The 19,649-nt window shown below is 59.0% G+C and carries 16 protein-coding genes; 9 read left to right on the top strand and 7 right to left on the bottom strand.

What is annotated here, in order from left to right; all coding sequences use genetic code 11:
* Window positions 1-62: 62 nt before the first annotated feature.
* Window positions 63-2,309, top strand: a complete 2,247-nt coding sequence (locus ACTWLJ_RS20455; RefSeq protein ID WP_445178211.1) for a TonB-dependent siderophore receptor — start codon at window positions 63-65, stop codon at window positions 2,307-2,309.
* 247 nt (window positions 2,310-2,556) lie between these two features.
* On the top strand, window positions 2,557-2,766 hold the full coding sequence (locus tag ACTWLJ_RS20450) for a hypothetical protein (protein WP_445178210.1): 210 nt from the start codon (window positions 2,557-2,559) through the stop codon (window positions 2,764-2,766).
* Window positions 2,767-2,886: 120 nt separating this feature from the next.
* On the opposite strand, the gene ACTWLJ_RS20445 is transcribed toward ACTWLJ_RS20450, so the two are convergent.
* From ACTWLJ_RS20445 to ACTWLJ_RS20430, 4 genes are all read right to left on the bottom strand, one after another.
* Window positions 2,887-3,468: a DinB family protein gene (locus ACTWLJ_RS20445; protein WP_445178209.1), complete on the bottom strand. Its 582-nt coding sequence runs from the start codon at window positions 3,466-3,468 to the stop codon at window positions 2,887-2,889.
* An 18-nt stretch (window positions 3,469-3,486) separates the two neighbouring features.
* Window positions 3,487-4,605 carry a cell division protein ZapE gene (gene zapE / locus ACTWLJ_RS20440; protein ID WP_445178208.1) on the bottom strand — a complete coding sequence of 373 codons (1,119 nt, stop codon included), beginning with the start codon at window positions 4,603-4,605 and terminating at the stop codon, window positions 3,487-3,489.
* A 229-nt stretch (window positions 4,606-4,834) separates the two neighbouring features.
* A complete protein-coding gene (gene speB, locus ACTWLJ_RS20435) occupies window positions 4,835-5,794 on the bottom strand; it encodes an agmatinase (protein ID WP_401211332.1) in 960 nt (319 codons plus the stop codon).
* Between the two features lie 16 nt (window positions 5,795-5,810).
* Complete coding sequence (locus ACTWLJ_RS20430; RefSeq protein WP_445178207.1) at window positions 5,811-6,902, bottom strand: polyamine ABC transporter substrate-binding protein; 1,092 nt, start codon at window positions 6,900-6,902, stop codon at window positions 5,811-5,813.
* Window positions 6,903-7,001: 99 nt separating this feature from the next.
* Between ACTWLJ_RS20430 and ACTWLJ_RS20425 the strand changes: the two genes are divergently transcribed.
* The 4 genes from ACTWLJ_RS20425 to ACTWLJ_RS20410 all read left to right on the top strand — a co-directional run bounded on the left by ACTWLJ_RS20425 (window position 7,002) and on the right by ACTWLJ_RS20410 (window position 10,803).
* Entirely contained in the window at window positions 7,002-7,895 is an 894-nt protein-coding gene (locus ACTWLJ_RS20425) for a LysR family transcriptional regulator (RefSeq protein WP_445178206.1), read from the top strand.
* A 173-nt stretch (window positions 7,896-8,068) separates the two neighbouring features.
* A complete protein-coding gene (locus tag ACTWLJ_RS20420) occupies window positions 8,069-9,535 on the top strand; it encodes a nucleobase:cation symporter-2 family protein (RefSeq protein WP_445178205.1) in 1,467 nt (488 codons plus the stop codon).
* Between the two features lie 80 nt (window positions 9,536-9,615).
* On the top strand, window positions 9,616-10,089 hold the full coding sequence (locus tag ACTWLJ_RS20415; RefSeq protein WP_445178204.1) for an LEA type 2 family protein: 474 nt from the start codon (window positions 9,616-9,618) through the stop codon (window positions 10,087-10,089).
* A 162-nt stretch (window positions 10,090-10,251) separates the two neighbouring features.
* Complete coding sequence (locus ACTWLJ_RS20410; protein WP_445178203.1) at window positions 10,252-10,803, top strand: GNAT family N-acetyltransferase; 552 nt, start codon at window positions 10,252-10,254, stop codon at window positions 10,801-10,803.
* Here ACTWLJ_RS20410 and ACTWLJ_RS20405 read toward each other — a convergent pair.
* Window positions 10,793-11,716 (bottom strand): carbon-nitrogen hydrolase family protein, encoded by a 924-nt coding sequence (locus tag ACTWLJ_RS20405; RefSeq protein WP_445178202.1) that lies wholly within the window; start codon window positions 11,714-11,716, stop codon window positions 10,793-10,795. The two genes, ACTWLJ_RS20410 and ACTWLJ_RS20405, sit on opposite strands and share 11 nt — an antisense overlap.
* 83 nt (window positions 11,717-11,799) lie before the next feature.
* Here ACTWLJ_RS20405 and ACTWLJ_RS20400 point away from each other — a divergent pair, with 83 nt between their 5' ends.
* A complete protein-coding gene (locus ACTWLJ_RS20400) occupies window positions 11,800-12,714 on the top strand; it encodes a LysR family transcriptional regulator (protein WP_445178201.1) in 915 nt (304 codons plus the stop codon).
* 6 nt (window positions 12,715-12,720) lie between these two features.
* Here the strand turns inward: ACTWLJ_RS20400 and ACTWLJ_RS20395 are convergent, their stop codons facing one another.
* Complete coding sequence (locus tag ACTWLJ_RS20395) at window positions 12,721-12,975, bottom strand: hypothetical protein (RefSeq protein ID WP_445178200.1); 255 nt, start codon at window positions 12,973-12,975, stop codon at window positions 12,721-12,723.
* A 153-nt stretch (window positions 12,976-13,128) separates the two neighbouring features.
* Between ACTWLJ_RS20395 and ACTWLJ_RS20390 the strand changes: the two genes are divergently transcribed.
* A complete protein-coding gene (locus ACTWLJ_RS20390) occupies window positions 13,129-13,446 on the top strand; it encodes a DUF883 family protein (RefSeq protein WP_401211308.1) in 318 nt (105 codons plus the stop codon).
* A gap of 89 nt (window positions 13,447-13,535) precedes the next feature.
* On the opposite strand, the gene ACTWLJ_RS20385 is transcribed toward ACTWLJ_RS20390, so the two are convergent.
* On the bottom strand, window positions 13,536-14,576 hold the full coding sequence (locus ACTWLJ_RS20385) for an Ldh family oxidoreductase (RefSeq protein ID WP_445178199.1): 1,041 nt from the start codon (window positions 14,574-14,576) through the stop codon (window positions 13,536-13,538).
* 235 nt (window positions 14,577-14,811) lie between these two features.
* On the opposite strand from ACTWLJ_RS20385, the gene ACTWLJ_RS20380 reads away from it, so the two are divergent.
* On the top strand, window positions 14,812-19,635 hold the full coding sequence (locus ACTWLJ_RS20380; protein WP_445178198.1) for a dermonecrotic toxin domain-containing protein: 4,824 nt from the start codon (window positions 14,812-14,814) through the stop codon (window positions 19,633-19,635).
* Window positions 19,636-19,649 lie beyond the last annotated feature (14 nt).

Genomic DNA, 19,649 nt, shown 5'->3' with positions numbered 1-19,649 from the left:
CGCGGCTCCTTCTCGTCTCTGAATCAATGGATTTTTCCCTCGACGACAAGGAGTCGGCTGCGATGTTCGCGCCTATCACCCGTTCCATGACCCTCACTCTTGGCTTGTGCAGCGCTGCATTGAGTGCTGATCTGCTGGCAGAAACCGATGCCGAAAAACAGCCAGAGTCAGCCGCCACGGCTTTGGAGCTGGCGTCCACCAGCGTTACTGCCCAAGGCCTGGGCACCAACACCGAAAACACCGACGCCTACACCACTGGCGCGATGAGTACCGCGACCAGGATGAATCTGTCGATCAAGGAAACCCCGCAATCGGTGTCCGTGGTCACGCGCCAGCAGATGGATGATTTCAAACTCGGTACATTGTCCGAAGCCATGCGCCAAACCACCGGCATCGTCGTCCAGCACAACGACTCGGACCGGGTCAGCTATTCGTCGCGCGGCTACTCGATCAACAATTTCCAGATCGACGGGATGCTGAATACCTTCAGCTACATGAAGTCCGACGCCGACACGATTATCTACGACCGCATTGAAGTAGTACGCGGCGCGACCGGCCTGACCACGGGTGCCGGTGATCCTTCAGCGACCATCAACATGGTGCGCAAACGCCCGACCGCACAGCTTCAAGCCCTGGCAGGTGTCAGTGGCGGCAGCTATGACAATTACTACAGCTACGTTGATGTCGGCGGGCCGCTGGCCTTCGATGGGCGACTGCGTGGGCGTACGGTGTTGGCCTACCGCGACAGCCAGTCGTTTCGCGACAAGTACGCGCAGCAACGGGAAGTCGGTTACGGCATTCTTGAAGCCGATCTGACCGAATCCACGGTATTGGCGGTCGGTTACGACTATCAGGACAAACAGGTCCAGGGCACCTCTTGGGGAACCACGCCTTACTGGAATGCGGATGGCAGCAAAGCGCACCTCGGCCGCTCGACCAACATGGCGACTTCCTGGAGTTCATGGCCGCTGCGCGACAAAACTGCGTTTGCCACTCTGGACCAGCAACTGGCGGGAGGCTGGCATCTGAAGGCTGCCTACACCCACCGCAAAAGTGACGGTGACGGCAAGATCTACTACGCCGGCAGCGGCTTTCCGGAACCCGACCGCAGCGGCATGACCGCTACCATCGGGCACATGGTCGGCGACCAGACCATGAAGGCCTACGACCTCAATGTGTCGGGGCCCTACTCCCTGCTGGGCCGCGAGCACGAATTGATGTTCGGCTACGGCGAAGCCGAACGCACCTCTAACGATCCGTATGCCATTGATGGCCCGCGCGCGGACGATTACACAAGCGTACGTGACTGGAAATACATGGGCGGTATCGGCAAATTCCCCGACACAGTCACCGGGCTGACCGGTTTCAAGGACAGCACACGCCAGAAGGCCGGTTACCTCGCCACCCGCCTGAGCCTCACCGACGAACTGCACGCCGTGCTCGGCGGCCGTTACGGCAGCTGGGAGGCCTCCAGCACCACCAACACCTATGACCAGGCCCTGCAAAAAACCGGCGTCGACCACAGCAGCCAGCAACACAACGACATGTGGACACCTTACGCCGGTCTGCTCTACGACCTGACGCCCGAATACACCGCCTACGTCAGCTACACCGACATTTTCAAACCGCAAAGCAACCGTGACGCCAGCCGCAAATACATCGACCCGGTGGTCGGCAGCAACTATGAACTGGGCCTCAAGGGCAGCCTGCTTGAAGAGCGCCTGAACGTCGCGACGGCAGTGTTCTGGAGCAAGCAGGACAACGTCGCCGAAGTGGACAATTCGGTACTGCCGGACCCTGTGACCGGCGAGCAGTTCTACAAATCGGGCGGCAAGGGCAACAAGGTCAACGGCTTTGAAGCCGAGGTCTCGGGCGAAGTGCTCGACGGCTGGAACATGACCGCCGGGTACACCTACACCCACTCGGTCAACGGCGAAAAAGAACGCACCAACACCCGCCAGCCATTGAACATGCTCCGGCTGTCCACGGCGTATCGCTTGCCGGGTAACTGGCATGCCTTGACCGTGGGTGGCGCGGTGAATTGGCAGAGTGACATTTACGGCGATGCCAACCGCCCGGTCGGACGCGGCGCGAATGGCCGGATCGTCACCGAACGTGCGCGGATCAATCAGGAGGCCTACACCGTGGTCAAACTGATGTCGCGTTATGAGTTCGACAAACACCTGTCGGCCTCGCTGAACGTCGATAACCTGTTCGACAAGAAATATTACGACAACGTCGGCTTCTACAACGGCGTGTACTGGGGCGACCCGCGCACGGTCACGCTGAGTCTCGACTGGAAGCTCTGAGGCTGCGGTGAAGAACCTGCACCCCTCGACCTGTGGCGAGGGGATTTATCCCCGTTGGGTCGCGAAGCGGCCCCGTCTTGATCCATACAAGAGGGCCTGCTGCGCAGTCCAACGGGGATAAATCCCCTCACCACAGGTTTACTGCCGTCCTTCAACGCGTTAACCCCGAGTTAATTCGCATGCCGGACACTGCTCCTCGTACGCTGATTCATGGATGAAAGGCTCCGACTTTTCCAGTGGAGGCACCATGAAAACCACAACTGCAATTCTCGCCGGGCTACTCGCCCTCGGTTCCGCCAGCGCATTCGCTGAAGGTGGCGCCGAACGCATGCTGTACTACTACGACAACTTCCCGGTTCACCACGCTCAAAGCGAGCAGAAAGCCGACACCAAGGCCCCGGAACTGCGCGTTCCGGACGACCAGACGGCGCAGATGACCGAGACTTATCGCAACTGATTTACCGATCGACCTTTTTACCGATGGACCTTCCGGCTCCGCTCTGGCCTGGAAGATGACAGTTGGGCGCCCTTTGCGGGCGCCTTTTTTTATGCCCGCGATTTGTCTGCGGTCAGGACTTCAATGGCCCCAGATCAGCTCTTCGGTCCAGCCCAGTTCGGCGAAGTCGGCGGCTCTGAGCCCTGCTTCACCCGCACAGAAAAACTCGTCGAGTTGTGGTGGTTTCACCGCAGTGTCGCTGAGCATTGTGTGCACCTGACCACGGTGATGGATCTGGTGTTCGAACAGATGCGAAAGCATGCGCAGACGGCTGTCGTGCTGCGGCGTATCGCGGGCGATGGTGACGACTCGTCCTAGATCGGCATCACGCAGTTGCTCGCAATAGGCGATCAGCCGTCGATCAACGTGCGCCTGTTCATCACGTAATTGCAGCGCGTCAGTGAACGGCTCGTCAGCGTTGAAAAACACGTAGCAATCGGGATGCGGATCATCACCGCGCAACTCACGCTCCAGCGCATCGACGTAGAACCAGTCGCAAGTGAGGATGTGATTGAGCGTCAGGCGAATCGCGGGAAAAAAACCAACCCTCGGCGCGGTCAGTTCGTCGTCCCCGAGCTGCGACCAGGCTTTGGCCAGTCGATGATTGGCCCAGGCGTTTTGATAGGCCATGGTCAACAGATGATGCGATAGCGGCTGGCTCATGTTCGCGCCCTCTTCACTTCAAGCTTCGGCAAAACGCTGTAGCTGCATCTCCTGCAAACGGCTGAGCGTGCGGCGAAACGGAAACTCCAGATAACCTTCGGTGTACAGCGCATCCATCGGCACTTGCGCCTCGATGTACAACGGCACTTTACGGTCGTAACACTCGTCGACCAATGCGATGAAACGTCGAACTCCGTCGTCGTGGACCGACAGTTGCGGCAGCTCGCGGTCACCTGCTTCCACCCGCGCCGCGCCGTCTTCGGTGCCGCGAGCGATACGCCCCTCACGCTTTTGCGCGCTGAGGTTCGGTACATCGCTCAACAGAATAGTCCGATAGGTGTCGCACAGCGCGATGAAATCCATCGCGGCGAACGGCTGCTCGCAGAGATCGGCGTAACGACACCAGAGCACCGTTTCGCTGGCTTGCACCACGTTTAATGTCCGGTGCCCGACCGGGATCGGTTCGGCACTGGCATGTTGCCCGGCGGCCAACGACTGAAAGACTTGGCGCAGGGCACTTTCCTGCTCCGGCAGCGCGACAAAATAACGCTGCTGTCCTGCGCCGGGATGCAGACGGTGATCTTCGGCGCCATTCACCGCCACCACTTGCATGTGCGCCTTGATCGCGGCGATAGCCGGCACAAAACGGTCACGATTGAAGCCATCGGCATACAAGTCATCCGGCGGCAGGTTGGAGGTGCAGACGATCACTACGCCTTCATCGAACATCACCTGAAACAGCCGACCAAGGATGATTGCATCGCCGATGTCGTTGACGAACAGCTCATCGAAACACAGCACACGCACTTCAGCGGCCAGTTCTTTGGCCAGGGCGCGCAGCGGATCGGCGATTCCGGTCAACTGGAATGAGCGCTGGTGTACCCAGCCCATGAAATGATGGAAATGCTGCCGCCGCGCCGGCACCCGCAGGCTCTGATAGAACTGATCCATCAGCCAGGTCTTGCCGCGCCCGACCGGGCCCCACAGGTAAACGCCAGTGACCGAGCGGGCACCGGCGTGCAAGGCTTCATGGCATTTTTGCAGCGCCCAGACGGCGTGTTCCTGGGCTTCATCCTGGATGAAGCCCTTGTGCTCGATGGCATGCTGCCAGGCGCTTAACGGAGAGTCGAAAGTCATGCGCGGCAGTATGCCACGATGAATGTAAGGAAATATCCCCATGAGGGAGCTTGCCTGCTTGCCACATCAATGCTGACTTGACCCAGGTCAGCTCTCACACTGGACTTGCAACGCCATAGATCCCTGTGGGAGCGAGCTTGCTCGCGAAGGCGGTGTGTCAGTCGATATCTCTATTGGCTGAACTGACGCTTTCGCGAGCAAGCTCGCTCCCACAGGGGATGTACGGGGTTTAGAGGTCGACTTTGTGTTTGGCGGCGTACAGGCAAAGCATTTCCATTGCCAGTGTTGCTGCGGCCAATGAGGTGACTTCTGCGTGGTCATACGCCGGCGCAACTTCCACCACATCCATGCCCACCAGATTGATCCCGCGCAAACCGCCAAGAATCTCCAGCGCCTGCACCGTGCTCAAGCCACCACACACTGGCGTACCCGTACCCGGCGCAAACGCCGGATCGAGGCAGTCGATATCAAACGTCAGGTACACCGGGTTATCGCCGACCCGCGCCCGAATCGCTTCGACAATCGCCTCACAACCGCGCCGATGCACCTGCCGCGCATCAAGCACCTGAAAGCCCTGATGATCGTCATTGGTTGTGCGCAAACCGATCTGCACCGAGCGCGCCGGATCAACCAGACCTTCGCGCGCCGCATGCCAGAACATGGTGCCGTGATCGACGCGCTTGCCCTCTTCATCCGGCCAGGTGTCGCTGTGCGCGTCGAAGTGGATCAGCGACAACTTGCCGTGCTTGCGCGCATGAGCCTTGAGCAACGGGTAGCTGATGAAATGATCGCCACCAAAGGTCAGCATCGCGCTACCGGAAGCGAGAATCTTCTCGGCGTGGGCCTCGATGCTGTCCGGGATGGTGTGCGGCGAGCCGTAATCAAAATCGCAGTCGCCGTAGTCGATCACCGCCAGATGATCGAACGGGTCAAACGCCCACGGCCAGTGCCGTTCCCAGGCAATCCCGGCAGAGGCGGCGCGAATCCCGCGCGGCCCGAAACGCGCGCCCGGGCGGTTGCTGGTGGCGGTGTCGAACGGCACGCCGCTGACCGCGACATCGACGCCGCGCAAGTCACGGCTGTAGCGGCGGCGCATGAAACTGGTGATCCCGGCGTAGGTGCTTTCGGCGCTGGTGCCGTAAAGGCTGTCGCGGGTTATCGCTTGATCGTTATCGACTGGCACGTCCATCGGTGTGCTCCTGTTCTTATTGATGGCTACGGAAAGTGGTCCACATACGCGTGCGCTGACGCATGTCCTTGAGGCTCATGCTGCGGTCGGCGTACAAACGATCGCGCACTTCAGGCAGCGGATAGATATCGGGGTCGTTGCGCACCGCTTCATCCACCAGCGGCGTGGCAGCCTGATTGGCGGTGGCGAAAAACAGCGTGTTGGTCAGCTCGGCAACCGAATCCGGGCGCAACATGAATTCAATGAAAGCGCGGGCGGCTTCCGGGTGCGGAGCATCTTTTGGAATGGCCAGGTTGTCCTGCCAGATAATCGTGCCTTCCTTGGGAATCCGATAAGCGACTTCGAACGGCTTGTTGGCCTTGCGCGCCTGATCGGCGGCCATGCTCGCGTCACCGTTGTAAGTCAGCGCCAGACAAACGCTGCCGTTGGCCAGATCGCTGATTTGCCGCCCGGTAGCGACGTAAAGCACTGATGGCTGCAACTGCAACAACAGCGCTTCGGCAGCGGCCAGATCAGCTTTGTCGGTGCTGTAAGGGTCTTTGCCGAGGTAGTGCAGCGCCAGGCCGATGACTTCCTGCGGCGAATCGAGAATCGCGATTCCACAGTCCTTGAGCTTGCTGGCGTATTCAGGTTTGAACAGCAGATCGAGGGTATTGAGCGGCACATCCGGCAGACGTTTTTTCACCGCCTCGACGTTCATACCCAAACCGAGCGTGCCCCAGGTATACGGCACGGCGTAGCGGTTGCCGGGATCGACCGCCGCGAGTTTCTTCAGCAGATCCGGGTCGAGATTGCCGTAGCCCTTGAGCCCTTCGTGAGGAATTTCCCGCATGGCCCCGGCCGCCAGACCACGCGCCAGCACACTGGACGACGGCACGACCACGTCGTATCCGCTGCCACCCGTCAGTAGCTTGGTTTCCAGCACTTCGGAGGTGTCGAAGGTGTCGTAGCGCACATGAATGCCGGTTTCCTTTTCGAAACGCTGCAGGGTTTGCGGCGGCACGTAATCGGCCCAGCTGTAGAAGTTGAGGGTTTTGTCTTCGGCCTGTGCGCTGATGGCCACAGAGAGAAACAGCGCGGGGAAACACAGCTTGAACGCAAGAGCCATGACGAACACCTGACCGGAGGAAGTGGTGGCAGAATGCGCCGCGCGATACATTACAAAAATACTTAGATTGTTAACCTGACTTTAGCGTGGGGTAATGTGATGCTCGGTCAGCTTCACGATATTGATCTGCAATTGCTACGCCTGTTTGTGCGGGTGGTCGAGTGCGGTGGTTTCAGTGCAGCTCAAGGTGACTTGGGCTTGAGCCAGTCGAGCATCAGTCAGCAAATGGCCAAGCTCGAAACCCGCCTCGGTTATCGGCTGTGCAGCCGTGGCAAGGGCGGTTTCAGCGTCACGCCCAAAGGCGAGCAGCTATTGCTGGCGGCGCGAACGCTGTTTGAATCCATCGAAACCTTTCGCCACCAATCCAACGGCGTGGCCGGGCGGTTGATTGGCGAGGTACGGCTGGGGCTGTCCGAAGCGGTCGATCAATCGGTGCTGCAACGGGTGGCCGAGGCGATCCGGCGCTTTCGCGAGCGCGATGAATCGGTGCGCATCGAGCTGATCAGCGCAATGCCCGGCGAGATGGAACGCCTGCTGCTGCAACAGCGGCTGGATTTGGCGATTGGTTACTTCTCGCAGGTGCAGAGTGCGTTCGATTACCGCCAACTGTTCAGCGAAATCCAGCATCTGTATTGCGCGGCGGGTCATCCGCTGTTCACTGACGATGCGCCGGATGAAGCGGCGTTGCAGGCCTGTGACCGGGTTGATCATCCGTACCGGTTCCTGCGCAGTGACGAGCCGTTTCAAGGCAAAGTGTGTTCGGCGCGTTCGGAGCAGGTCGAAGGCACGTTGTCGTTCATTCTGTCGGGCAAGCATGTGGGTTATCTGCCGGATCACTATGCCCGCAGTTGGGAGGACAGAGGATTGCTGCGGCGAGTGCGTCCGGGCGAGCTGAGTTTTGAAGTGGCGTTTCATCTGGCCCGGCATCGGGCGCTGGTGCCGGGGGATGCGCAGAAGGCTTTTGAGGAAGACCTGCTCACCGCATTTACCTGACCTCCGATGAATTGTGGCGAGGGAGCTTGCTCCCTCGCCACAGGGTTTTTAGTGGCAATGCCCGTATTTCCTGACCTTTCAGGCAATTTTTGTTCGTTGCCCTCGCCGCTCTCTTACGGCATCCTGCGCCTCCATTTTCTGACCCGGCCCCGCTTCGCGGCACGCAAATCACCATGACCGTCTCCGAAAAAGCCCCGCGCAACAACGATTTGATCTACGGCCTCAACGACCGTCCGCACCTCACCGCCACGGTGTTTGCCGCGCTGCAACACGTGCTGGCAAGCTTCGTCGGGATCATCACCCCAACCCTGATCATGGGCGGCGCCCTTGGTCTGCAAAGTGAAATCCCCTACCTGATCAGCATGGCGCTGTTCGTTTCCGGTCTCGGCACCTTCGTCCAGGCCAAGCGTTTCGGCCCGATCGGCTCCGGTTTGCTGTGCCTGCAAGGCACCAGTTTTTCCTTTATCAGCGTGATTCTCAGCGCCGGTTTCATGGTCAAGGCCCGTGGCGGCGGTACCGATGAAATCCTCTCGACGATTTTCGGCGTGTGCTTTTTCGCAGCGTTCATCGAAGTGGTGCTGAGCCAGTTCATCGGCAAACTGCGCATGCTGATCACCCCAGTGGTCACCGGCACCATCATCACCTTGATGGGCCTGTCGCTGATCAAAGTAGCGATGACCGATATTGCCGGTGGCTTCGGCGCGCCGGACCTGGGCGGTGCCAGTCACCTGTTCCTGGCGGCGCTGGTGTTGGGCACCATCGTCGTGCTGAACCGGGTCGATGTGCCGTTCCTGCGGCTGGGCGCAATTGTCATCGGCCTGACCTTCGGTTACGTGGTCGCCTGGCTGATGGGCACCGTGGATTTCGCCACCATGCCCGAGGTGCCACTGTTCAGCGTGCCGGTGCCGTTCAAGTACGGGTTCTCCTTCGACTGGGTGGCGTTCGTGCCGGTGGCGGTGATTTTCCTGGTCTCGCCACTGGAGGCCGCAGGCGACCTGACGGCCAACTCGATGATCTCGCGGCAACCTGTGAAAGGCCCGTTGTACATCCGCCGGATCAAGTCCGGGCTGCTCGCTGATGGCCTCAACTCGGCAATGGCCGCGGTATTCAACAGCATGCCGATGGTGACCTTCGCGCAGAACAACGGCGTGATCCAGCTCACTGGCGTCGCCAGCCGTTACGTGGCGTTCTTCATTGCCGGTCTGCTGGTGGTGCTCGGGCTGTTCCCGATGATCGGTGCCGTATTGCAACTGATGCCGAAACCGGTGCTCGGCGGCGCCGAACTGGTGATGTTCGGCACCGTGGCCGTGGCCGGGATCAAGATTCTCGCGGAGGCCGGCCTGCATCGTCGCAACATGCTGATCGTGGCGATCTCCCTCGGCATGGGCCTGGGCATTGCAGCGGTGCCGGAAGTGTTGCGCGAACTGCCGCAAGCGCTGCGCAACATCTTCGAATCGCCGATCACCGTTGGCGCGTTGTGCGCTATCGTGCTGAACATCTTCCTGCCGGAAGAGTTCATTGAGCTGGAAGAAGATGACTTCGATCCCGAAGCGTCCATTCTCCAGGTCATGGAAAACCCGGATGTGCCCGCCAAAGGTGAACCTGCCCAACCTGCGGCTGTCGCACAGTTGAACCGCTAAGGTCGCCCGCCCCTGAAAACGGGGCCAGAAAAAGGGCTGAACCGTTGCCGGTTCAGCCCTTTTTTGTTGAGAGACTGTTTATGCGCCGCGTCCACGCCGTCATCCTGTCCTTGCTGTTACTGTCCCTCAGCGCCTGCGCGCTTTTCCCCAACCGTGATCCGGTGAACATCAACGTGGTCGGCATCGAACCGCTGCCGAGCCAGGATCTGGAAGTGCGTTTCGCAATCAAATTGCGCGTACAAAACCCCAACGAAACCGCCATCGACTACAACGGCATTGCCCTCGACCTGGACGTCAACGGCCACTCGCTGGCGTCAGGCGTGAGCGATCAGAGCGGCAGCATCCCGCGTTTTTCCGAAGCGGTGGTCAGCGTGCCGGTCAGCGTTTCCGCGTTCTCGGTACTGCGCCAGACCCTCGGCCTGAGCCAGACGCAAACCCTCGACAACCTGCCCTACGTCCTGCGCGGCAAGCTTTCGGGCGGACTGTTCGGCACCATGCGCTTCGTCGACAGCGGCACCCTCAGCCTGCCAAAAACCAGCGCCGCAACCTGGTAGTGCCCAGCTCTGAAACTCAGCAGAAATCCCTGTGGGAGCTGGCTTGCCAGCGATGAGGCATATCAGCCAACATCACCGTTGCCTGACACACCGCCATCGCTGGCAAGCCAGCTCCCACAGGGTTCCCGTTCTAGTCAGGCGCTCATGGACACGGCAGATTTTATGGAAGCTACCCCCACGCTCTACACCGAACGCTTGATCCTGCGCCCACTGCAACTGGCCGACGCCGAAGCCGTCCAGCAGCAATTCGCGCATTGGGATGTGGTGCGTTACCTGAACAACGTTGTGCCATGGCCTTACCCGGATGACGGCGCGCTCACCTACCTGCGCGACATTGCCCTGCCGGCGATTGCTGCCGGTCACGAGTGGCACTGGTCGATTCGTCTCAAGACCGCACCGGAGCAATTGATCGGCAGCATCGGCTTGATGGATGAACCGGAAAACAACCGTGGGTTCTGGCTGGCACTTGCATGGCAAGGCCAGGGCCTGATGACCGAAGCCAGTTCAGCGGTGACTGAATTCTGGTTCAACACCCTCGGCCGCGCCGTCATGCGCGTACCCAAAGCGGCGCCAAATATCGGTTCGCGCAAACTCTCCGAACGCGCCGGCATGCGCCTGATCCGCTGCGATGAAGACGATTTCGTCGGCGGGCGGTTTCCTCGGGAAATCTGGGAAATCACCCGCGAAGAATGGCTGCAACAGATCAAGCGGTGAAACGCACGCCGGGTTTGGCGCGTTCGTCGACGCTCAATTCAAATACGTCCGGGCGCGCGTAGTGCCCGACCACGTCGTAGTCGTAGCGGGCGCGGATCAATTCGTCAGTGTCGATTTCAGCGGTCAACAATCCTGCTTCGCCGCGCAACGGCCCGGCCAGTATGTCGCCCATCGGCCCGATGATCACACTGCCTCCGGCAATCAACGGGCGATCTGCCGGCCAGTTGGCAATCTCCACGCCGAGTTCGTTCGGCGAGGCCTGCACCTGACAGGCACTGACCACGAAGCAACGACCTTCATGGGCGATATGGCGCATGCTGGCCTGCCACATCTCGCGCTCATCAACCGTCGGTGCGCACCAGACTTCGATGCCCTTGGCGTACATCGCCGTGCGCAGCAGCGGCATCATGTTTTCCCAGCAGATCACCGCGCCAAGGCGTCCGACCTGAGTGTCGAGCACCGGCAGAGTCGAACCGTCACCCTTGCCCCAGATCAGTCTTTCAGTCCCTGTCGGCATCAGTTTGCGATGCTTGGCCGCCAGTCCTTGCTGCGGATCGAAATACAGTGCCGTGCAATACAGTGTGCTGCCTGAACGCTCGATAACGCCGATCACCAGATTGGCGCCAGTACGCGCCGCCAGCCCTGCCAGCGCTTCAGTTTCGACGCCGGGCACATCAATCGCATTGGCGAAGTATCGCGCATAGGCTTCGCGCCCTTCAGGCAAGCGATAACCCAGTTGCGTGCCGAAGCCCTCACCTTTCGGATAACCACCGAGCAACGCTTCCGGCATCACCACCAGCGCCGCACCGGCCTCGATGATTGCGGCTTCCCAACTGAGGATCTGTTCCAGGGTTTCGCCTTTGCCACCGGGCAAGGCACCGATTTGCAGCGCGGCAACGATTGATTTTGGCATTGCGGTAACTCCGTGAGATCAGGTGTTGCTGATTCTCCGGCGTCACGGGATCATGAATAAAGCCCGATTCACTGCTGAATGATATGAGCCATATGAATATCGCGAACGTCGATCTCAATCTGCTGAAAGTCTTTGAAGCCCTGCATGAAGAATCCAGCGCCAGCCGCGCCGCGCTGCGTCTGGGTGTCACGCAATCGGCAGTCAGTGCGGCGCTGCGGCGTTTGCGTGAAGTGTATGGCGATCAGTTGTTCGTGCGTACCGGTCGCGGACTGGCGCCGACACTCAAGGCCAATCAGTTGAAACCGGTGGTCAGCGATGCGCTGAACAAGTGCCGGCAAAGTCTGGCGATGGTCGATCCAGCCGCCCACCACTTTGAAGGCCGTTCGGTCACCCTTGGGCTGTCGGATGATTTCGAGATTGCTTATGGCCGGCGCCTGATCGAAGAGATCGCCTGCCGTGCACCGAAGCTGCGGCTGATCTTCCGCCAGACCCACAGTCAGATCGTCGCTCGGGCGTTGATGGAACGCAGCATCGATCTGGCGATTACGGCGGGAGGATTCGCGGAGCGCCTGCTCAGTCGGCAGGTGCTCGGCGAAGGGGGATATGCGTGTTTGGTGGACCCGGCGAGTCTGGCGCCCGATCAGCGCGAGATCAGCCTGCAAGAGTTCGTCACGCGCGAGCACATTCTGGTGTCGTCCGGCGGGTTTATCGGTATCACTGATGAAGGGCTGGCCGCGCTGGGCATGAGCCGCCGGGTCTGCGCATCGACCACGCATTTTGCCGCGCTGCCGTTCTTGCTCAAGGGCAGCCAAGCCGTCGCGACGATTCCGGCGCATGCCGCGCAGAGCATCGCCGTACTCAGTGGTCTGGCACTGCTGCCCTGCCCGCTGGCGCTGCCGCGTTATCCGATTGAACTGGGCTGGCGCACCAGCACGCAGGTCGATCCTGTCGTGGTCAAGGTGCGCGAAGCGATTGCCGCGTGTTTCGAGGTGAGCTGAGGCGCGTTACTTGTTCGCGGCCATCAGCCGGTTGACCTCACTGCGCACCATGTTGGCGAATTCCGGCGGCGACATGCCGTCGAGCTCGGAGCGGACCCATTCAGACCACTTGCCTTTGCGCTTGCTACGCTCGCCAAACAGCCGGGAGGCTTCGCCCTTGGCCTTGCCGAGGTTGTTTTGCCAGAGTTCGAACAGACGGGATTTCTCATCTTCCAGCGCGGCGCGCTCTGCGAGGGATTTGTCGGCCAGATTGAAACTCATGGGGAATTACCTGCTGCGTAAAATAGGCGACATCTTACACGCTAGACGGAAATCTCCTGCGCTGGTTTTCAACCCGGAACAAAATCACTGCAACTTTTTGCGCCGCCCTACACTCCATTGTTCACTGTCCATTCACCAGCAAGGAGTCACCCAATGGCCCGTAAAACCGCCGTTCAAGCCGCCGAAGACCAAATCAAGGATCAGGCCTTCAGCGAACTTCAGGCTCTGATCGAAGAGTCGGACAAACTGCTCAAGAGCAGCGCCTCACTGGTCGGCGAAGAAGCGGAGACCCTGCGTGGGCAAATCGCCCTGAAATTGCAGCAGGCACTGGACTCGGTATCCAGCGTGCGTGATCGCACCAAGCCTGCCGTCGATGCGACGGAAAACTACATTGGCGGACATCCGTGGCAAACCGTGGCGATCTCGGCCGGTTTTGGCCTGGTGGTGGGTTTGTTGCTCGGTCGTCGTTAATCTTCTAAAGATTCACACCCCATCTGTGGCGAGGGAGCTTGCTCCCTCGCCACGATCAGTTCGCCAACCCTTTATTCAGCAGTGGGCTGCTATCCCCCGGCCAGTTCCCGCAGCTGTGCCAATATCTGTGCATCCAGCACAATGCCTTCAGCCATCGACCGCGCGCGTTGCAAGTGCCGACGATCACCCGGCAAACGCTTGAGCCCTACTCCGTGCATCTGCCGCACCAGTTCCTGACTGCGCTCGGCAAACCCTTGTCCGGCGGCTTTGCTCGGATCGATCACAATCAGCAACTGCCCGGTCCACGGGGTTTTCGCGCCCGGATGGTTCGACCAGTCGAACTCGAAAGAGAAATTCCCGCCGGTCAGCGCCGCTGCCAACAGTTCGACCATCATCGACAGCGCCGAGCCCTTGTGGCCGCCGAACGGCAGCAATGCGCCGCCCTCCAGAATAGCTTTCGGGTCGCAGGTCGGTTGACCGAGGCTGTCTACGCCCATGCCCGGTTCCAGACGCTCACCCGCTCGCGCCGCAATCTGCACGTCGCCGTGGGCAATGGCGCTGGTGGCCAGATCAAAAACAATCGGCGCGCCATCGGCCCGTGGTGCGGCGAACGCAATCGGGTTGGTGCCGAACAGCGGCCGATCAGCGCCATGCGGCACCACGCAGGTCATGCTGTTGACCACGCTGAGCGCCACCAGACCTTCCTCGGCGAACGGCTCGACGTCCGGCCACAATGCCGCAAAGTGATGCGAATTGCGGATTGCCAACACCGCGATCCCGGCGCTACGGGCCTTTTCCACCAACAGCGGGCGAGCGGCGGCCAGCGCCGGTTGAGCAAATCCATTGCCGGCATCGACCCGGACAAAACCGGAAGCCACGTCTTCGACCTGCGGCACAGCCTGGCCATTGACCCAGCCGCTGTTCAGCGTCGATACATAACCGGGAATGCGGAACACGCCGTGGCTGTGCGCGCCATCGCGCTCGGCGTTGGCACAATTGGTCGCCAGTGTGCGGGCGACAGACGCCGACGTGCCATGGCGCAAAAAAACCGTTTCGAGCAGTCGCGTCAGCGCGTCGAGCGAAAGCGTGGATGAAACAGGGGTAGACACAGCATCGTGTGGCGCAGACATCTGAAGCTCCAGACTAATTATTGGAGGGAACAACAGCGTACGAACAACTTGACACCGATTAATCACGTCAGGCGCTGTTGCTGTCAACCGTCCAGATAATTCTCGCCGTCAGTCGCAGGCATATTTACTCATCGCCCGTGCAATAACTATGTACCACCTTCGTCCGGCGTTTGGCTTTTAGTCTGGCGTCTCAATCCACCGGCGTAATCAATCACGCCCTGATCGAGACCCCATCATGCCTGTTTCCATACCTCCGTTACTGTTCGCTCCCGTCCTGCATTCCCCCGGACTGTGGAGGGCGCTTGGTGATGTTCACGGCCTGTCGTCAAGGGATTTTCAATGGCTGGGTAACGTACAACTGGCGACCCAGAACCTGCGCAGTCAGCAGACCGATCCGATGCTTGCGCATCGCATAGTGCTCAACACTGAAGGTCAGGCGGCAGTGAACCTCGCGGGCTGCTTCGTGCTGAGTTTCACGCCGACTGATCGTAGCGTCATGCTCTACACACCCTTCGATGGGCTAAAAAAGTTCGCCAACCTCACAGCATTGACGGAACACCTTGAGGAACGTCTCGGCCGAGCCAACGAAGAGGACCGGCTACTGGCATTCCTCGCCATCTCGCAACGCAAAGACCTGGCGGAAAAGCGCGGAATCAGCGTGACATACCAGCTGATTGAGGGCGATGTGTTCGATGATCAACGAGCAACCATCGATGAATCCCTTAATCTCAATGCCCGGACAATGCTCAACGAGTTGATGAAGCTGCCTGAACTCGGCACTTCGCTTGAAGCCGTATTGAATGGCCTGCTGGCCTCGACAATGCCTGGGGTCAATCAAGCGGAAACCCGAGTCACCACGAACAACGCCGCCGGGCCGCTCGATAACGCATTGCACGAGCGTAATCCACGACGCAGGCTGGATTCACTGACGCTCGGCGCAGCGGTGTTGTTGCGTTACCGTCACATCGGCTGGCCCAGCGGTCAGCCATATGAGTTTTCTCATCCACGCACAGCTGCGCTCGCCAGCAACCAGGCGGTTTGGCGAAACGCGATAGAGACCGCTGCTGGCAAACTCCTCCCGCTGCTGTTCAAACAAATGGAAGTGTATTGGAGCGGCGCTTCCGAGGACGGCAGCGCACGCCGAGACTATTTTGGTTCAGCCATCCGCCAACAAGCCCTGGCTGACGTGATGCTCAAGCGCGAAGCCGGCATCATTGATGCCGGCGAATTCGACAACATGCTGCCCTGGCTGGAATCGGGCAACAGTTCCCCGCGACGAGCCACGCTAGAAACGGTACGCCTTTGGGAATACCAGGCCAATTATGTGGAATTGGCGGGATCACTGATGATCAGCCAGTCCAACGCCTGCCTTTACACCCCCTCTCAAGGGTTGCAGGTGCTCAAAGACTATCAGGACCTGAAAGACACTCTGCTCAGCAAATTAGGCTCCATTGGCCTCAAGGATGAACTCTACGGTTTGCTCAACCTTGACGAACAACATCGTTTTCTCGGATTCAGCGAGCCTCACGTCTCGGGAGAAACGATTGCGGGGGACATTTTCAATGTGCTGCTCGAGGCCGTCATCACCAAGCAGCGCCAGAATATCGAGCGTGCCTTGCAAGTCTTTCGCCACAGCGAGGGCAAGATCGATATCGCTGCCTTGTTCGATAAGGCACTGGACATCCGCTCGATGATTCATGATCGGCTACTGACCCTCGATACCAAGGGCCGCTGGAGCACCCGGCCGACACTCAGTGGCAGTCAGCTGCCATCGATGGTGCTGGCCGATACCGCAGGTATTGCAGTCAAGAAGTTCAACAGTATCCTGCCGTTGATCACCACTAACTTCGCCATGCAACCCTTCACCACGCCTGCTCTGCAACGTACGTATCTGGAAAGCCTGAAGCCAAACATCGCGCACTCCCTGTATGTCGGCATTTGCGGCGAAGCGAAGCTGCGGGTACTCAAGGGTGAGTTGCACCAGGATGAGCAAGCCGTTGTCGACACGGTGTTTGACCCCGACAGAGCGGGTCGTAATCAACGCAAGGGGCTCAACGGATTTCGTCCCGATGCCTGGTCACTTACGTTGCGAACGCTCAAACAGGACACCCCCTTGCCACTGGCCAACTGCGTGTTGTTGACTGAGCGCGGGGGGCTGGATGCAGTGCATTCGGGCCGCGCAATCTTATGGACGCCAGCCACGGGACTGAAGGCATTCGGCTCGGTTGAAAGTGTCCGGAAAACCTTGAACCAATGGTTGTCAGAGCCTGAAAAAAGACTTGCTCTACTCGAGAACCTGTCGCCACTGATTGATGGGATTCATCAGCAATACGTATTGGGTGACTTGCGGCTGATCACTGACAACGTATTGCACGATCGCACGCAATCGGCTATCGAGCAGTTTCTTGAACGCAGTGAACGTGTACGTCGCCTGGATTTGCAAAAGCCCAATCAAGAAAAACTCTTCAAAGCCTTGAGCGCACAAGTGATTGAAACCAATCTGCAACGCGCCACAGCGCAGGCCAAGGCTCTGGCCACGCAGCAGTCATTGCCAGCCTGGCTGGGCATGGCTGGTCTTGACGAACAGCAGCTGCATCTTGAACTGCTGGAGCAGTGGCGCAACAGCGTCAACGATGACAAGGATTATCTCCATGCCATACCGACTCTGAATGAATATGCTCATCAGACGTTGAAACAGTTGCTGGGCAATCGATTCCGCGACGGCGAGCTTGACCCTGACCTGATCGAAATCACCCCAGCACTGGCGCTGGCCGGTCCGGCCATGAACCTCACCCGGTTCGCCTTGGACCACTCTCATACAGCCCAGAAAGCCGGCTTCACGATTTCATCGGGCAGCGAACGCGACCTGCCTGCGGGACTCAATCAAAGCGCAGTCAGAAGCCTTTTGCTGTCCCTGAACATTGGGTCGACTTTCGCCAATAACGTCACCGCTGCGCTATCGGGCAGCGATGCCGAAAGTCGCAAGCAGCGTTTTGTCAGGCAGTTACCCTGGCAGTTGCTGCAACACGCCCACCAACTCAAACTTCAACAGCGACTGACTGCAGGCGCCTTCGATCTCATTACCCAAGTCCTTGACATGCCTGATGCAATCGCCCGGGCCACGGTGGAAGGGGCTCATGCGATGATTCGCCCCCTGGAATTGCTCAAGACGCCTGGCGCGGCGGCCGTAAAGGCACTGGGGCTATACCTGATCGGCCCCATAACCGGACAGACCGGCCCGCAGGTTTTGTATTCGCCCTATCATGGCGAACACGTATTCACCGAATTCGAGAGTGAAATAGAACTCATTGCTGCGCTGAACGCACCTGGCGTTCTTCAGGACATGCTGGTGCGACGTTTGCCCGAAAACCAGAAATCGGGCTTTATCACGCTGTTCGAGTCCGACAGAGGAAAAACGAGCGAGATAACCCTGGCGGCGAATCCGGTTGGAGGCAATGCGCTCATCCAATTGTTCAATGACAATCTGGCATTGTTACCACGATTGCTGAGTACTCATTCACTGCCGTCGGCACAACAGGATTGGGAGGCAGCGAAAAACCTTTTCAGCTCCGGCATCAAAATGATCGGAGGATTGTTGCCGGGCAAACTGGCGTATGTGCAGTTTCTCTGGCAAAGCTTCAAAGACTTCAAGGACTCCGCCGAAGCGTTGCAGGACCATCATTGGAAACGCGCGCTGGGAGCGTTCATTGCCGGTGCAGTAGAAATGGTCACACTGGGGCGCATGTCAATGGAGTCGACTCTGGAGACTCAAGTCGTCGAAGCTCCGCAAAGCTCTGCCCCCGTGCCCGTCAGCCCTCCTCGCTGGACTGACATAAAGCCCACTGCGGCAAAACGCACCTCATTGCAAACATTCGAAACTCCAACAACCTCACTGAAGGATCTGACTCGAAATCCGGCCAACGGTACCTACGAGGATCTGTCAACGAAGGCCACTTATGCGCCTGTCGCGGGCAAAGTCTATCCCGTGGAACGCCCGGGAATCGTCTGGCAGATCAAAGGCACCGAGCAGGACGGACCAGTGTTGCAACACACGACATCAGGGCAACTGGTGCTCGACCCTGATCGACATACCGTCCATTTTGGTAAAGCCCTGTCAAAAATGTACAACCGTCACGCCAATGATCGTGAAACCAGACTCTGGTTGAATATCGAGGCACAGGGTATGACTGAAATTCGTGCGAAGCATCCGGAGAAAGCGCGCATGCTGATGCAGGCTGTCGATCTGGCTCGTTTTTATGCGTTCAACAGCCTGCACAATATGGCCCAGCTCAACAACTACGCCCCCGGCAGCCGACTGGATCAATTCCTCAAGGCGTTTTTTGACACCCACCGGATCGACTCCGACATTCTGGCCAAAGTGAAGCAGGCCATCGTGCCGATCTGCAATGCATTGGTGGACCCTGCCGAAGACCTGATGAACACCGATCGCTTTGTCGTTGGCTCGAACAAATACCGGCAAACAAATCTGATTGCCTTCGTGCTGGAGAAGGACTCCCGCAAAAAAGTGCATTTCACCGAGAAGTTCTTCAATCAGGAACTGGACTGGTACAAATCTGCGTTGACTGAACCGTTCAATGTCGAAGGCCATGCGCAAGCCTCGACGTTGATCCACGAGTTTGCTCATCAGGCGAGCAAGGCTGTGGACATTGCGTCCATGGAAGCCCGGCGGCCCTTTGCCGACTTGATTGCCACCGTAACGGGTTACGGCGCTGCCATGAAAGCGAGTCAGACACGCTTCCAGCGTGAGGCACTGTCGTTGGCTACGCCCCGCGAGGAACTGTTCTCACGGTGGAGCCACGAATTGCGCGAATGGGTCAGTCTGGATGATATTCCCGGCACCGCTCACATTGGCAAGGCCATTCTCAAGGCCACATTAAGTCCGACCATGGAGGATGCCCGTACGGCATTTTTGAACACGCAAAACCCGCACCCACGTATCGACACGATTTTGCGCAATGCTGACTCGATTGCATTTCTGATCTGTGAAATGGGTAGGAAACTGGATCCGGTAATCAACCCGAGCGGCGTACTCACCTGAACCGCAGACAAAAA

The sequence above is a fragment of the Pseudomonas sp. McL0111 genome, from assembly GCF_052567255.1.
This window is presented reverse-complemented; position numbering and strand designations above follow the sequence as displayed.